Here is a 15,961-nt window from a genome sequence, read left to right on the forward strand (position 1 = left end):
GGCTTTCGCCGGGAAGTGGCATCATCGGCGATTTTTTCGCCTTTCACTTTGCTGAGTCAAACCAGGCTATCGCAGGGCGTATCACGGTGGAGGGCAAAGACATCTACGTGGTGAATGCGCACCTGCACGCCGGGCTGCCGGATGACGAACGCTGGGGCCGGGAGATGGAGCTGCACCGGCAGGCAAGCACTATGACGGAAAAGGAATATGCTGCCCTGGTGGAGCGCTGGCGGGGTAGCATCGACCGGCGCCAGAGCGAAACCCAGGGCCTTCTGGCGTGGATGCGGGCCAAGTTGCCGCCGGAGGCACCGGTCGTGCTGATGGGGGACTTCAACGCCCAGCCGCAGTCCGAAGAGATCACCTGGGTACTGGTGGATGACTTTATCGACACCTGGGCGCAGCTGCATGGTACTGACGAGCCGGGCTCTACGTGGGAGCCGGAGAGCAACCTTAATATCCAGACCTACTACGACGTGCCGGACCCGTATGACTCCGCATACACGGTGTGGGAAAAGCTTAAGGCCCTGAATCGACAGGTCTCCCGGCGGATCGATTATATCTTCGTGAAGAAAGTGCCAGCGAAGTATATTCTGCGCAGTGAAGTTGTTTTCGATCAAGTGACAAAAGGGCAGCACCCTTCAGATCACTTCGGCGTGCTGGCCACTATCCGATTAAATTCAAAACAATAGAAGGAATTGCCGGAGTAGCTCATGAAATCCATCCGCCAGGCCGCCATTTTTCTACTTATGGTGAGCCTCAGCCTGTCCGGGACCTGTGCGATAGCCGGTGAAAATGGTCAGGGACCTGATGAAAAGCCCCCCAAGCCCTACAGTATCGGCTTCCTGCCTTTTGCCAGGTTCAGTGACGATGCGGGCTTCGGCTTTGGCCTTGTGCTCCAATGGGACGACAAGCGCAGTCCCGAATACCAGCCCTATTATTACACTCACCGGGCCTCTTTCGAGCTGACCACCCGTGGCATCCAGGAGTATGTCTATCGCTTCGACAGCAAGTACCTACTGCCAGCGGATCTCCGTCTGACCTTCGATGCCTGCTACCAGGTTTCTCTGCTGGAACCCTATCACGGCCCCGGTGGTGCCCAGACGAACTACAACAGCGCGTTCATCGATTCAACATCCCTGGATTACCGCGGCCGGTTCTACTATATGTATGACAAGCGCTACTTCCAGGTCAATACCCTGGTGCAGGGGCAGCTGAGGAGTGATGCGATTCGCTGGCTGGTGGGGCTGGTACTACTGAAAACGCAGGTGGACACGATTGATTATTCCGATTTCGACCGGCCCGCTGGTGAAACCCTGCTGGCGCATCACTGGGATTACCTGGGCGCGGATACCGCCGGGGGCTGGGAGAACGGCCTCTTGGCGGGGCTGGTATGGGACCGCCGGGATCACGAGACCTCGCCACAACGGGGCTTCTGGTCGGAGGTGCTGCTGCGCTGGGTGCCTGGTATATTGGGTAACGATTTCAGCTACGCCGTGCTCACGGCAACCCACCGGCAGTACGTGCCGCTCTCGGAGAAGATCACGTTTGCCTTCCGGGTCAGCGGTCGCTACATGACCGAGGGGGCGCCTTTTTTTTCCGTGCCCCGGCTGGACGGATCCTTTAGGACGGAGACCGGGTTAGGGGGCAGTAAGACCATCCGTGGCGTTCTGTGGCAGCGGGCGGTAGGAAAGCGGTTCTTCTATAGCAATCTGGAGCTGCGCTACCGTTTCCTGCCACTGTGGCGGACAGGGTATATGGCAGCCAGCGGGTTCTACGATTTCGGCTGCCTGTTCGATGAGGAGTCGACGGCGGAGCTGTATGACATGTCGGAGGAGGTAACCGATCGTCTGCATCAGGGGGTTGGCTTCGGGCTGCGCCTGGCGCCGAACGATACTTTTATCATGTGCCTGGAGCTGGGATTTCCGGTGGACGGGGAGCTGGACGGCCCGGGCGTTAAGGTCTATATGGATCTGGACTGGCTCTTCTAGTCGCGGAAAAATAGGGTCAGGGATGAAGAGACAACCTGCACTTAACCGCCGGGCCGTTTTTGCCTGGTGCATGTACGACTTCGGCAACTCGGCCTTCACCACCCTGGTAGTGACCTTCATCTACGCCACCTATTTCACCAAGGCCATCGCGCCCGATGAGATAACCGGGACGGCCTTGTGGTCGTGGGGCGTAACCATCACAGCCCTCACGGTGGCCTTCCTTTCGCCCCTGTTGGGGGCGCTGGCGGATCGGGGAGGATATCGCAAATTATTCCTCTTGCTGGCCACGGCTATCTGTGTGGCAGGCTCGATCATGCTCTTCAAGCCCCTACCGGGTGAGATTACCATTACCTTGGTGTGGTTCGTCCTGGCCAACATTGCTTTCGAAATGGGAGGGGTGTTCTATAATGCTTTCCTGCCGGACATTGCCCCTCAAGATCACATTGGGCGCGTATCGGGATACGGCTGGTCGCTGGGCTACATCGGTGGGCTGTTGGCCATGTTTATTGCCATGATCGGGTTTGTCAATCCTGAGGTGCCGTGGTTCGGTTTCGCCAAGGAAGCGGGGGAAAATATCCGGGCCACAAACCTACTGGTGGCCGGCTGGTTTGCCTTTTTCAGTATACCTATCTTCCTGTGGGTCAAGGAAGATAAGTCCCGTATAAGTCCTCCTGAGGAAAGTATTTATGAAGCAGCCTGGAAGCAGCTGATGGAGACCTTCCGTCACATCCGGAAGTACCGGCAGGTAGTTCGCTTCTTCATCGCACGCATGATCTATAATGACAGTCTGGTGACGATTTTTGCCTTTGGCGCCATTTATGCTGCTGGCACTTTTGACTTCACCATTGAAGAAATTATGATTTTCGGTGTGGCACTGAATGTGGCTGCAGGAATAGGCGCCTTCATAATGGGTTTCATGGATGATATCCTGGGCGGGAAACGAACCATTCAGGTTAGTTTGATCGGGCTGATCCTGGCGACGGTGGTCGCGGCTTTAACCGCCAGCCGGCTCGTCTTCTGGATCGCCGGAATCGTCATCGGGCTCCTCGTAGGCCCCAACCAAGCCGCCAGCCGTTCCCTGATGGGACGGTTCTCACCGCCTGATAAAAAGAACGAGTTTTTCGGCTTCTTCGCCTTTTCGGGGAAGGCTACCGCCTTTATCGGGCCATTCCTGTTTGGGCGGTTTACCGCTCTCTTCGACTCGCAGAGAGCCGGTGTCTGGATTGTGGCCCTGCTTTTTATTATTGGGGCTCTGCTCCTGCTCACAGTCAATGAGCGCGAAGGCATGCAGGCCGCGAGACGCAGAGAGTAATCCTCGATATAATCCACCCGCTTTTTTCCATCGCGATAATATTAAGCTTACCGTGTCTAATCGTTGAGGGGTACAGCATAATGTATAATCCTTTATTTAATATACTATAAATGGTATAGATTTTGGTATCTGCCTGCTCTAATGAATTACTTTAAGTCAATCCCATAAATCCCTTCATCTCTAAGCCAAAAAGCATTGACATGCCTGACGTTTTGATATATATTTACAATAAACGGTATATATTTATAGGGCAGGTTTTGAGAGGCATGAAATACTTCGGACCGATTTTACTAATTGTTCTTGTCTTTGCCATCATGGTGGGTGGGACTTATAGTCGCCAGGAGTTGGTGCAAACCTCTATTCAGCTTATCCCAACTGCAACAGCACAGCCCGAGTTGGTTGAATCTACATTGGCTAAATATAATGGCATTCACTCGGTCCGTTTATCAAAAGCCGATAACCATCTGGAAATCACCTACAACAAGGCCCGGCTCTCTATCGAGGATTTGAGCCACATTTTGATTTCTCTGGGCTATCGGCCGCTCCCGGTTGAGCCTGCCAAGGCCAGTGCCGCCATGTGACCATTTCATCTTTGACAGCCTTACGTGGAAGCGCTTGGGTCGAACGGCTCAAGCGTTTGTTTTTTTAATTTTTTTATAAAGTTGAAGTACTGGTGAGCGGAATGAATTATTTCTCCACTCCGTTTATTCCCCTTGGAGGGAGGGATCTTACAGGCCCGTAAAAGTGGGGTAAAACGGGGTGATATAAAAAGTGGGGCTTACCATACCTCGCTATTCAGAGACAATATGAAACCCCTGCGCCGGTCAAGGCCTGAGCGCCTATCACCACCGGACCGTTTCTCGACAGCAACTCGTACCAATCCTAATCGCTCCATAGCTTTGGGAATCATCCCTATACGCCGTTCTTTACCAGTCCGGCGATTTGGTGTTTTACGCCGGTTTTCACTCGCATTTTTTTCAGCCATTTATATTTCCTTTATCGGATGTGAAAAGTACAACTTGTGGAAAGTAATAATTTATCAAGGATATCATATTATTATCATATATTTTTATTTGTGAGGTATGCTAAATATTATCCAAAAAGCTTTAGTTCCGTCTATCAGCACCAGAACGCCGGTCATTGCCGGATCGCCGGTCAGATCTGTTTCTGCGCTCATTTTCCACTGGAATGGAATTTCGACGACGATCTGAACTGCTACGTCGACCATTCGAGTCGCGTCGGTTATTACTACTACGCATCGCTCACCTATCCTCGTATTTGATTAGAGACTATATCGAATATAACAAGGCTGAACACCAATGAATCTGAAAATGAAGGCTACAGTAAAGTCTTAAGATGGACTGTTGGCACTGGTTTGGCGTCGATTCTTGCCAGAGCGCTGATCTTTACCTGAACGCCTGTCGGCACCTGATCGCTTTTCAACGATTACCTCGCCCGCTCCCATCTTGTTTGCAGTGCTGCGGAGGCGGCCTTTTACTTTACGGCGATCGATGCCACTTCGTCGTTCACCATGACGACGTCGATCAACTCCGCTCCGTCTTTCTTTCATCGGATTACCTGCCTGGCTGTTAAAATTAGGTACATTCTAACTACTAACTATGGAACAAGGCAACTACTTGATTTGGGCACTCTGTCTGGTACGAAGTTAGAAATAGGGATAAGTAATAAAAATACTAGGTTGCTTAGGAATAACTGGCACGCTCTTTATAAAGTATGTGAATTAGTGGCTAAAGTAAGCACTAATCCCTAAAAAATGGTCTTCTTATTGGAAAGAGACTTGAGTGCCCGGGACTGGAGTTGAACCAGCACGTCCATAAGGACACTAGACCCTGAACCTAGCGCGTCTACCAATTCCGCCACCCGGGCGGTGGGTCTATCCACATATTTAAAAGAGAACCGCGCAACTGCGTCGAGCTTAAGGATGGATAGTTTCCCCTGTCAAGGGGATTAAACTTGAAGCATCCTAAATAAAAATTCTAAATTAATCATCCGGAGGTCGAGTGGAAAAACGTGTTATCGCAACCAATCGCAAGGCTCGCCACCAGTACCATATCTTGGAAACCTACGAGGCCGGTCTGGCGTTGTTGGGCACCGAGGTGAAAGCGTTGCGGGAAGCCAGGGTGAACCTGTCCGATGGGTACGCCCGCTTTCGTGATCGCGAACTGTACCTGGTAAATGTCCATATCGGTGCTTATTCCCATGCGGGCTACGAGGGACACGACAATTTGCGGGAGCGAAAGCTGCTGCTGAGTCGCCGGGAGCTGGGCCGGCTGCACAAAGCGGCTGAAATCAAGGGGCAAACCCTGATCCCGTTGTCAATCTATTTTCGGGAGGGCTGGGCCAAAGTAGAGCTGGCTGTCTGCCGTGGTAAGCAGCTGCATGATAAGCGTCGTGATATTGCTGAGCGAGACATGAAACGGCAGATTGAACGGGCTGTCAGACCCCATCGGATAGGTCGTTAGCGGATGAGATTTCCTTCGGTCAGCGAACAGATGGAGCTGCTAAAGCGGGGTGTGGAGCGCATCATTCCCGAAGAAGAACTGGTTCAGAAACTGGAGGAGTCGCGCAAATCGGGGCATCCTTTGAAGGTGAAGCTGGGTTGTGATCCCAGCCGCCCGGACCTGCACCTGGGCCATGCCGTGGTTCTGCGCAAGCTGCGGCACTTTCAGGACCTGGGACACGAGGCAATTCTGGTTGTTGGCGACTTCACTGCCATGATTGGCGATCCCACCGGTCGTAGTAAGACTCGTCCACCACTCTCCTTGGAGGAGACCCGGGAAAACGGCCAGAGCTACTACGAACAGGCCACCCTGGTGCTCAGTAAGGAGCGCCTCCGGATCACCTATAACTCGGAGTGGCTGGGCCGGATCGATTTCACCGAGTTGATCCGTCTGGCTTCCCATATCACTGTCGCGCGTATGATGGAGCGGGATGACTTCACCCGGCGCTTCCAGGCGGGGACTCCCATTTCCCTGCACGAACTCCTTTATCCGGTTGCGCAGGCATACGATTCCGTCGCCCTCGAAGCGGACGTGGAACTGGGAGGAACCGACCAGACCTTTAACCTGCTGGTAGCAAGGGACTTTCAGCGCGAGTTTGATCAATCGCCCCAGGTAGTCCTGATTACGCCCCTGATTGCGGGAACGGACGGCAAGGAAAAGATGTCCAAGTCCTTCGGCAACTATATCAGTCTCACTGATCCCCCGGATGAAATGTATGGGAAGGTCATGTCCATTCCTGATACCCTCATCCTACCCTATTTCGAATATTGCACTGAAGCCACAACCGACGAATTGGTCATGATACAAAAGGACCTAGATCAGTTAAAACTTAGTCCCAGGGACGCCAAACGCCGGCTGGCCCGGGAGATCGTTGCTCTCTACCACAGCGGCAGCGCGGCAAAGGAGGCTGAGCAAGCCTTTGAGCGGCTCTTCATCCAGAAAGACCTGCCGAATGAAATTCCCGAATACCGCCTTGATAAGCCTGAGTCCTTTTTAGTGCAGATTCTAACGGAGGCGGCGGTTACAGGGTCGAATAGCGAGGGGCGTAGGTTGATCGATCAGGGTGCTGTCCAGGTGGATGGTGAAGTAATTGGTGATATGAACTTCCTCGTTCAGCAAGGAAAAACCTACATCGTCAAGGTGGGCAAGCGGCGATTCCTGAAAATATCCTGACCATTTTAATAGCAACTGCCATATGGAGAATGAGAGTGATGCATTCACGAAGAGTGTGGCTCATATTAATCTTGGGAGCACTTGTCATTACGGGCTGCTACCGTCGGCCCGAGACTCCCATCACACATGAGCTATTTAATGCTACTTTATGGATCCAACAGTCAGCCGAATATCAAGCCGTGGGTCTCCAAGGCTATCGCTGGGCAAAAGAGCAGCTGGATCACGCCCTCGCCGATCCTTCGTGGACGGCGGCACTCGAACAAACGGGGAACTATTCAAACCTGCCACCAGCCGTGATTGTTGACGTAGATGAGACCGTGCTGGATAATTCGCCGAACGAAGCGCGCCTCATTCGAGACCAGGCAATTTTCACCGATGAAACCTGGGATGTCTGGGTAAAGGAGGCCCGGGCCGCGGCTGTACCGGGGGCACTGGATTTTTGCCGCTACGCGGCCACTAAAGGGGTCACTATCTTTTACATTACCAATCGCCAGGATCACCTGCGGGAAGCGACGCGCGAGAATTTGAAGGGGTTGGGCTTCCCGCTGTCAACCGAACGCGAAACTATACTCACTCGAGGCGACAATTCTGATAAAGGATTGAGGCGTGGTGCCGTAGCTCAGGAGTACCGCATTTTGCTGCTGATAGGGGACGATGCCCGGGATTTTTCATCGGCTTTCGTGAATCAACCACTGCCCGGGCGGAATGAATTGCCCAACCAGTATGCCGCCTATTGGGGTAGTAAATGGATTATTCTCCCCAACCCGCTATATGGCGATTGGGAGAAGGCATTGTTCGGAGCAGAAGGATATGGATTAGACCGTCAGTCCCGTATTGAGAAAAAGTATCAGGCCCTGCGGTTCTAAATCTGGTCTGATTCAAATACCTGCAGTTGGACGGACAATCATCAGGTTTCAATTTCACTAAGGGGTGTTAAGGCCGATGCGTCGATGGCGATTCAGGAACAGATTTTTACTCATTCAGGTTGCTCTATTACTTATTCCATTATTTGGTCGTGATCTTCCCCGCTCGATTGTCTTGATCATAGCCGACGGTGCCGGGGTGGGCCAGCACTCACTGGCCTATTATCATAATGATCACTATGCACCGGCTTCCTTTCAGCATGTGGGTCTCATGGCAACCTGCCCATCGGACCGGGAAAGAGTCACCGACTCCGCTGCTGCTTCTACTGCTATAGCCACCGGAGTGAAGACTTACAACGGTGCGATAGCAGTGGATGACAATCAGAAACCGCTGAAGACGGTTCTTGAATATGCCCGGGAGCGGGGTATGGCTACCGGGCTGGTGGCGACATCCGTCATCACCCAAGCCACCCCCGCCGCCTTCGCTGCTCACGTGGATTCCCGTAGTAAGCATGCTGAGATCGCTCGACAGATGGCTGCGGCGGGAATTACGGTCTTATTTGGCGGCGGCCGCGTACATTTCCTTGCACAAGACAGGGGAGGCGAACAGGAGATTGATCTCCTGGAGGCTATGTCAGCGCACGGTGTCCAGATAATGGCTGGTCTGCATGAGCCGCTCAGAGGGGACCACCCCGTTGTCGGTCTATTTGCCGATGGATCCTTGCCAGCGGCCGATAAAAATCGCCAACCAACTACTGCGGCCATGGCCCTGCGGGCTTTGGAAATCTTGGATAATGACCCCGACGGCTTTTTCCTGATGGTGGAAGAGAGCCAGATAGATTGGGGCAGTAGTGGCAATGATGCGGACCGCGTGCGGGCTGAAATGGCGTCGCTGAACGATCTGATCGATAGGGTGTTGGCCTACCAGACACAGCACCCGGAAGTGCTGGTGGTGTTTGTGGCTGATCATGAGACCGGGGGGCTTGCCATCCAGGATAAAGCAATGGCGAGCGGTCTCAAAGCGGCATGGACGACGAGAGGTCACACCAGCAACCTGGTGCCTATTTTTGCCACCGGCCCGGGTGGTGAGGCCTTCGACGCTGTGGTGGACAACACCTTCATCGGCCAGACTTTGATCAAGTACGTCACCTCCCGCTGAGCTACAATAGTGCCTACTGAAGGCCAGGGACTGCATATTCACCGCCTGGTGAAGACCTTCGACGGCCTGACAGCTGTGGACGGCGTTTCCTTTCAGATCGAGCCGGGAACCATCTTCGGATTACTGGGTCCCAATGGAGCTGGCAAAACTACCATTATTCGCATCATCATGGGGATCCTAGGGGCTGATGAAGGAGAGGTCTATTATCAGGGGCATCCCATCACCCGGCTTGAAAGCCGCCGATTCGGATATCTGCCCGAAGAGCGGGGTCTATATCAGAAGACCCGCCTGCGGGAAACGCTCATCTACCTGGCCCGGCTGAAAGGGCTGGCCCAACCGGATGCTGCCAGCCGGGTGGATCTTTATATCGAACGGTTCGAGCTGCAGGCCTACGCCCACAAGAATATCCAGGCGCTTTCGAAGGGGAACCAGCAGAAGGCCCAGTTTATCGCCGCTGTGGTCCACAGGCCTAGCGTAGTTATCCTGGATGAACCCTTTGTGGGCCTTGATCCCGTGAACCAGATTGTACTGAAGGAAATCATCACGGAGCTCCGGGCCGCGGGTACCACCATTCTATTCTCGACCCACCAGATGGAGCAGGTGGAACGCATCTGCCAATTCATTTGCCTCATAAACCTTGGCAGGGTGGTATTGTCGGGAACCCTGGCGGAGGTTAAGGCAGGCCATGGCGAGCAATGCGTTGAGGTCACCTTTGACGGGAACATACCCGCTACCGTGGATCGGTGGTTGACGGTGTTGGAGACGCCCAGTGAGGATACAGTGATCGGGAACCTCAAGCGAGAGCTGGCTCCTACCCTTAAGGGGCTGGTGGATTCGGGCCGGGTCCTGGAGTTTAAGGTACGGGAACCTACACTAGAGGAGATTTTCATTGAGGCCGTGAAAGGGGATCAGGCATGAAGGCGGCCTGGCTGGTAGCTCGGTGGGAATACCTCACCCGCATCCGCTCAAAGTTCTTCCTGGTCTCAACCATTCTTATGCCCCTTATCATCGTGGTGGCGATTTACCTGCCGGTGCTGCTGCTCGATGAGGACGAGATTCGGGGGCTCACTTTGTCCATTGTTGATGAGTCCGGCGAATGGGAACGGCAGATCGGGGAGCTATTGGACGAGCATCATCGAACGGCCGACGGTGAATCCCGCTATCGGCGCTACTCCTTGTTGAGCCGGGGCCAATTTCAACAGCGAGCTGAGGCGGCGGCCCTGCTGGACGCCGGCGTCATTGATGCTTATCTGGTGATTGAGCCGCAGTTTGGCGAGACGGGGAAGGTGAGTTATATCGCCCGGGACCGGGGCCGCATTTTCGAGCAGGAGCAGCTGCGCCGGGCAGTCCAGAATATATGGACCCGGGCCACTTTTCAGCGGTATCAGGTTGATGCGGAGCTAGTCGAGACCCTCAAGCGGGACATCGCCTGGACCAACTATTTTGCCCAGGGAAAGGAGCTGTCTGCGTCGGATGAAATGCAGGCCTTCCTGACTCCTTTCATTTATGCCATGATCCTTTTTTTCGCCATCTTCGTCTCGTCCCAGATACTCATGCGCAGCATCATCACTGAGCGGGGCAATCGAGTAGTTGAAATGCTCCTCTCATCTATCACCAGCCGGGACCTGATGACCGGAAAAATCCTTGGTCTGGGGCTGGTAGGCCTGACGCAGATAGCCGCCTACCTTCTGGTAATGACAATAGCCGGGGTGGGACGTGGTGTGGATGTGATCTCAGTGGGCGGAGCAGGGTACTTCTTACTTTACGCTATTCCGGGCTATTTCTTCTATGCCGCTATCTATGCCTCGGTTGGCTGCCTGTTTGAGACTGAACAGGAGGCCCAGCAGCTCATGGCTGTGCTTACCCTTATCCCCATTCTTCCGGTGGTGTTTGCAACTTATGTGGTGACCCATCCCGATGCTCTGGCAGTCCAGGTGGCCTCATTCATCCCACCCCTGACTCCTTTCCTGATGATCATTCGCCTGGCGGTGGTTGCGGTTCCGTGGTGGGAAGTAGTGGGGACAACGCTAGTACTGGTGGTGTTCACTATTCTGATGATGCACTGGACGGGGATCATTTTCCGTACCGCCATTCTACTCTATGGCAAACGCGTGACCCTGCCGGAAATAGTGCGCTGGGTGAAAGCGAGGTAGAAGACGGGAATAGCGACCTGTCGCTTGGCTGATAGAACGGCACTAATCCCTCAGCTTTCCGCCGTACCCTTTGCCTCAAAGGGAACTTTAGAGATAATTTACAATAGTGTAATAACGGTGATTTTTGACACTATGTGACGAAGGAGCATAAGCACGATGAGTGCAAATACAATAGAGTTCTCAGAGCAAAACTTCGATGAGAAGGTATTATCTTCTGACCAGCCGGTGCTGGTCGATTTTTGGGCGGAGTGGTGTGGCCCATGCCACATGATTGCCCCGACAATCGAAGAAGTAGCCACGGAATACAAGGATAAAATTACCGTTGGTAGGCTAAATGTTGATCATCATCCGGGGATAGCGGCCAGATATGGTATTCGCAGTATTCCGAGTATCCTTCTATTTAAAGATGGTCAGGTAAACAACCAGATCGTAGGGACCGTTCCCAAGGCTCAAATCATGGATATGTTAAACCGGGCCCTGTAGGTTTCTTAAAGGAAGAATGTCCGAACCTCGAAAGGTAGTGATTATCGGATCCGGCCCTGCCGGCCTTACGGCCGCTCTTTATGCTGCGAGGGCTAACCTGAAGCCCCTGGTGTTTGAAGGTTCCCAACCTGGCGGTCAACTGATGATAACCACCGACGTAGAAAACTATCCCGGTTATCCTGACGGTGTGTTGGGGCCTGAAATGATGGAATTGTTTCGCAAGCAAGCACTGCGTTTTGGCGCGGAAACCTGCTTTAAGACCGTCACCGAGGTAGACTTATCTTCGCATCCCTTTAAAATCTTGGCTGATGATGAGCTTACCGAAGCGGAGACCGTAATTATCAGTACAGGTGCTTCAGCCCGCTTTCTGGGACTGGAATCAGAGTCCCGGTTTATCGGGCGCGGAGTTTCCGCCTGTGCCACCTGTGATGGGTTTTTCTTCAAAGATGAAGAAGTGATTGTAGTAGGTGGTGGTGACTCCGCAATGGAGGAGGCCAGGTTTCTGACCAAGTTCGCCTCCCGCGTGACTATTGTTCACCGCCGTGATCAGTTCCGTGCCTCTAAGATCATGCAGAAGAGAATTTTCGACAATCCTAAGATAGATATTCGTTGGAACGCAGTTGTTGAAAAAATGCTGGGTGATCCCCAAAACGGCGGCCTCACCGGTGTGATGCTCAAGGACACCCAGACTGGTGAAACCGAGGAATTTCGATGTGATGGCGTCTTCATCGCCATCGGTCATACTCCCAACACCGGGCTGTTTAAGGGTCAGGTGGAGATGGACGAGCGGGAGTATATCATTACTCAGGGCAAATCTACACGTACTTCAGTTCCTGGGGTATTCGCCTGCGGCGATGTCCAGGATGCAGTGTATCGGCAGGCCGTTACCGCTGCGGGATCTGGATGCATAGCAGCCGTTGATGCAGAGCGTTTCCTAGAGAGCCAAGCCTAGGTCCCTTCCTGCAGTTGATCCTCCTTTCGAGGCACGCGGAGTTGCGAACGTGCCGATGAGGGAAATAATATTTCTGATTGCTTCCAACTTTCCGGGCTGGCAACCGAAGGTGCACCAGTGAGTCGGGCTATACCCTTCATCGATATTCTCATGATGGGACGGACCTTGCCTCCCATCCGCGAGCACTTCGGTGATTTCGATCGCTGGTTTCAGGAACGACCGGAAGTGCCCGCACGCTTCCGGGTCCACTATCTATTCGATGGGGATCCACCGCCGAAGCATTCCGAATCCGATGCCTGGATCATCACCGGTTCATCAGGCTCAGTGCATGATGAGTTTCCCTGGCTTCCGGCCGTCAAAGAGGGTATTGTCCGGGCCGCTAATGACGGCCAGCCCATTCTGGGAGTCTGCTTTGGGCATCAGCTGCTGGCTATAGCTATTGGTGGCAAGGTAGAGATCAATCCCAAGGGCTGGGAGATGGGCCCAGCAGTGATAGATCTCACCAGAGCCGGGACTAAGGCCCCCCTTTTTCAAGGGATGGCTAGTCGTATCCCCGTTTATCAAACCCATCGGGAAGTGGTTACCAGCCTACCGCCCGGTGCGCAGGTACTGGCGATCAATGAGATGGGATTGCAGGCGTTTCAGTTTGGTCACCAGGCTTTCGGGGTACAGTTCCACCCTGAGTTCACGGCCGAGATTGCCCGTATGTATGTGGCCTTGCGGTTGGACCGCGACCCGGATGCCACTTTCCAGAGTCCGGGAGGAAGCGGCGATAACTCCCGGAAAGTTCTTACCAATTTTATTAGACATGTAACCGCATAGGAGAATTCATGCAGCAGCCACTTTTTCAGATCAAGAACCTGAGTCTATACATCAGGAAGAAATCGGTCCTTTCTATCACCAATTTTGAGATTCATCGTGGCATTGTCTACGCTATTATTGGTCAGCCGGGATCGGGGAAAACGAGCCTTTTGGAAATGCTGGCGGGTGAACGCCGAGCCACTGGTGGCAGCATCATTTACGAAGGAGACTCAATCTCCAGCCCGAAGGTTCGCCGGAAATTTAGGGAGGAAGTATTTTATCTCCCCCAGGTGTCTTCAGGCAGAAGATCACGCGAAACCGTGCGGCGCTATATGCTTAAGCGCATCCGGACCGCCTCCTGGTCCACAGACTCAGCCGCTGACCGGCTCGAGGAAGTCATTAAGCGTATGAACTTGAGAGATAAGCTGCCGCGGAGTGTGAAGACTCTTTCTCCGGGTGAAAAGCGCTGGATTGATCTGGCTATTTGTGTAGCTTCAGATGCGAAGGTCCTGATCATCGATGAAATGGAGCAGCATATGAGCTATGATGAGCTCGATCTGGTCAAGCGCCAGCTCCTGCGTAAATGCAGTCATGAGGGAACAACCGTGCTGGTGTCGACCCTTAATCCTGCGAGCATACGACGGATGTCAGGTGTATCGGTAACCCTGGATCACGGACGTATCGCCATGATTCGTTCGGTGCGTGAGGGCAGTCGAGGCAGGCGGAGTCCGGCTGGCGTTGGGAACAACAATCGTTCCCCTAAACCCCGGGGGAATAGTCCTTCAAGAACCAAATCTTCCCGATGATAATGCTTGAGATTGTACAGTGATTCCCTTAACCATCTATTGGAGCCCTGACTTTGTCAACCACAAGGTGAGTGCGGGTCATCCCGAATCATCCAGTCGCCTCCTGGCTATTCAGGAGTTATTGGTCGAGCGCGGTCAGTGGGAAGCTTTCCACAAAATTGAAGCCCGCGCCGCCACGCCGGATGAAATAGCCTTGATTCATCCCTTGGAGTATATTCAACGTGTAGAACACATGACGCGGCGGGGGCCGACCTTATTGGATTCTGCTGATACGGAGGTCTCCCCTGGCTCTTTTCTGGCGGCGCGTAAGGTAGTGGGGGCTGGTATACAGGCGGTGGATGATGTGCTTTCTAATCGTTCTCAAACTGCGTTTATCCTGGGCCGGCCCCCGGGACACCACGCCCGGCCAGCGATGGCCATGGGTTTCTGTCTCTTTGCTAACGTAGCTCTGGCTGCCAGTTATGCCCATCAGGCCCACCAGGTGGAGCGAGTGGCGATTATTGATTGGGATGTCCATCACGGAAACGGGACCCAGGAAATCTTTTTTAGAACTGATCGAGTTTATTATATCAGTACGCATGAATTTCCACTCTACCCGGGCACAGGCCGGCTAGACGAAAAGGGAGTAGGGCCAGGACGGGGGTATACACTTAACTTTCCCCTAGCAGCCGGGAAGAGCGATGGTGACTTTTTGGATATCATAGAAGGTCCTGTGACAGAAGCACTCATGGCATATCGTCCAGAACTGATCCTCATCTCGGCCGGGTTCGATGCCCATGAATATGATCCTTTGGGGCATATGAACATTACGGCCGAGGGATATGAGCGTATGACTCAAGTGGTGAGCCGACTGGCGGGAGATTTATCTCAGGGGCGAATTATCTCATTTCTTGAAGGGGGATATCATCTGGCCGCATTGGCTGAATCGGTATCACGACATCTGGCCGCATTGGCTCAGGGGTCATAAGAGAACCCCAACTATCAGAGGGAACCCACTTGCCGGCAAATTCATTAGCGAAGCTTAACGGAGGGTAGAAGTCATGAAACGGCTATATCGATCCCATTCCAACCGGGTCATAGCAGGCGTATGCGGCGGGCTTGGATATTACTTTAGTATTGATCCAGTGCTTATCCGGTTGGTCTGGCTACTCCTGATTCTCTTTGGTGGAGTGGGGTTGCTGCTTTACCTGATTGCCTGGCTCATCATACCTATGGAACCGGAGGCGGAGGAGGCCGAGCGTGCCGCTGCTCCTCCAACCGCCATAAGTAAGGGACGCTTCTGGTGGGGCCTGGCGCTTATCGCCATGGGCGTTGTTCTCTATAGCAGCCAATTCCGGTTTATTTACTGGCCCATGATCCCCGGAGTGCGGCTGCATTCCCGGGATTTCGTCCCTTTTGCACTGGTGCTAGTGGGCATCTATTTATTATATACCTTCGCCCGGGTGGCTTCCGGTAAAGTTGTGTCCGGGGAACGGAGGCTCTATCGCAGCCGGGAGGATAAGAAAATTGGCGGTGTCTGCGGCGGCATCGCGGACTATTTTCAAATTGATTCCACCCTGGTACGTGTTCTTTTCGTGGCCGGCTCCTTTTTCTACCTGGCCGGTGTTCTGATTTATCTGGTGCTGCTTGTGGCTCTGCCGGAAGAACCGTTTGAGACCGCAACCGAGGCTGAGCAGGCCCCGGCAAAAAAAGCCGATACTGCGAGTAAACGTGGCAAGGGTACTAAAGGGGATACCGAAAAAGCGTGAA

Annotated in this window: 16 protein-coding genes and 1 tRNA gene; 16 read left to right on the plus strand and 1 reads right to left on the minus strand. The window is 53.4% G+C overall.

All coding sequences use genetic code 11. From position 1 onward, the window contains the following. The 4 genes from ACETWG_13225 to ACETWG_13240 form a co-directional block, all read left to right on the plus strand. Window positions 1-689 (plus strand): endonuclease/exonuclease/phosphatase family protein (locus tag ACETWG_13225; protein MFB0517548.1); only part of this gene is annotated, 689 nt, incomplete at its 5' end. A 21-nt stretch (window positions 690-710) separates the two neighbouring features. Then, entirely contained in the window at window positions 711-1,988 is a 1,278-nt protein-coding gene (locus tag ACETWG_13230) for a BamA/TamA family outer membrane protein (protein MFB0517549.1), read from the plus strand. 22 nt (window positions 1,989-2,010) lie between these two features. After that, window positions 2,011-3,300, plus strand: coding sequence for an MFS transporter (locus tag ACETWG_13235; protein MFB0517550.1), 1,290 nt, complete (start codon window positions 2,011-2,013; stop codon window positions 3,298-3,300). Between the two features lie 266 nt (window positions 3,301-3,566). After that, window positions 3,567-3,881 (plus strand): hypothetical protein, encoded by a 315-nt coding sequence (locus ACETWG_13240; protein ID MFB0517551.1) that lies wholly within the window; start codon window positions 3,567-3,569, stop codon window positions 3,879-3,881. Window positions 3,882-5,103: 1,222 nt separating this feature from the next. Here ACETWG_13240 and ACETWG_13245 read toward each other — a convergent pair. Then, a tRNA-Leu gene (locus tag ACETWG_13245) sits at window positions 5,104-5,187 on the minus strand. Between the two features lie 134 nt (window positions 5,188-5,321). Here ACETWG_13245 and smpB point away from each other — a divergent pair. The 12 genes from smpB to ACETWG_13305 all read left to right on the plus strand — a co-directional run bounded on the left by smpB (window position 5,322) and on the right by ACETWG_13305 (window position 15,960). Continuing rightward, window positions 5,322-5,783 (plus strand): SsrA-binding protein SmpB, encoded by a 462-nt coding sequence (smpB, locus tag ACETWG_13250; GenBank protein MFB0517552.1) that lies wholly within the window; start codon window positions 5,322-5,324, stop codon window positions 5,781-5,783. A gap of 3 nt (window positions 5,784-5,786) precedes the next feature. Next, window positions 5,787-6,995: a tyrosine--tRNA ligase gene (tyrS, locus tag ACETWG_13255; GenBank protein ID MFB0517553.1), complete on the plus strand. Its 1,209-nt coding sequence runs from the start codon at window positions 5,787-5,789 to the stop codon at window positions 6,993-6,995. A gap of 38 nt (window positions 6,996-7,033) precedes the next feature. Then, the gene (locus tag ACETWG_13260) at window positions 7,034-7,861 is read left to right on the plus strand and encodes a 5'-nucleotidase, lipoprotein e(P4) family (GenBank protein ID MFB0517554.1); all 828 of its coding nucleotides are present in this window, start codon (window positions 7,034-7,036) and stop codon (window positions 7,859-7,861) included. Window positions 7,862-7,937: 76 nt separating this feature from the next. After that, window positions 7,938-9,017, plus strand: a complete 1,080-nt coding sequence (locus tag ACETWG_13265; GenBank protein ID MFB0517555.1) for an alkaline phosphatase — start codon at window positions 7,938-7,940, stop codon at window positions 9,015-9,017. 9 nt (window positions 9,018-9,026) lie between these two features. Then, complete coding sequence (locus ACETWG_13270) at window positions 9,027-9,935, plus strand: ABC transporter ATP-binding protein (GenBank protein MFB0517556.1); 909 nt, start codon at window positions 9,027-9,029, stop codon at window positions 9,933-9,935. After that, a complete protein-coding gene (locus tag ACETWG_13275) occupies window positions 9,932-11,170 on the plus strand; it encodes an ABC transporter permease (GenBank protein ID MFB0517557.1) in 1,239 nt (412 codons plus the stop codon). Before ACETWG_13270 ends, ACETWG_13275 begins: the two co-directional genes overlap by 4 nt. A gap of 156 nt (window positions 11,171-11,326) precedes the next feature. Then, window positions 11,327-11,653 (plus strand): thioredoxin, encoded by a 327-nt coding sequence (trxA, locus tag ACETWG_13280; protein ID MFB0517558.1) that lies wholly within the window; start codon window positions 11,327-11,329, stop codon window positions 11,651-11,653. 16 nt (window positions 11,654-11,669) lie between these two features. Beyond that, window positions 11,670-12,605 carry a thioredoxin-disulfide reductase gene (gene trxB, locus ACETWG_13285; protein ID MFB0517559.1) on the plus strand — a complete coding sequence of 312 codons (936 nt, stop codon included), beginning with the start codon at window positions 11,670-11,672 and terminating at the stop codon, window positions 12,603-12,605. 117 nt (window positions 12,606-12,722) lie between these two features. Beyond that, entirely contained in the window at window positions 12,723-13,427 is a 705-nt protein-coding gene (locus ACETWG_13290; GenBank protein ID MFB0517560.1) for a gamma-glutamyl-gamma-aminobutyrate hydrolase family protein, read from the plus strand. 8 nt (window positions 13,428-13,435) lie between these two features. Then, window positions 13,436-14,212, plus strand: a complete 777-nt coding sequence (locus ACETWG_13295) for an ATP-binding cassette domain-containing protein (protein ID MFB0517561.1) — start codon at window positions 13,436-13,438, stop codon at window positions 14,210-14,212. A gap of 19 nt (window positions 14,213-14,231) precedes the next feature. Further along, window positions 14,232-15,179: a histone deacetylase gene (locus tag ACETWG_13300; protein ID MFB0517562.1), complete on the plus strand. Its 948-nt coding sequence runs from the start codon at window positions 14,232-14,234 to the stop codon at window positions 15,177-15,179. A gap of 73 nt (window positions 15,180-15,252) precedes the next feature. Continuing rightward, complete coding sequence (locus tag ACETWG_13305; GenBank protein MFB0517563.1) at window positions 15,253-15,960, plus strand: PspC domain-containing protein; 708 nt, start codon at window positions 15,253-15,255, stop codon at window positions 15,958-15,960. Window position 15,961: the final 1 nt, after the last annotated feature.

This window comes from Candidatus Neomarinimicrobiota bacterium (assembly GCA_041862535.1).
Classification (GTDB): Bacteria; Fidelibacterota; Marinisomatia; order SCGC-AAA003-L08; family TS1B11.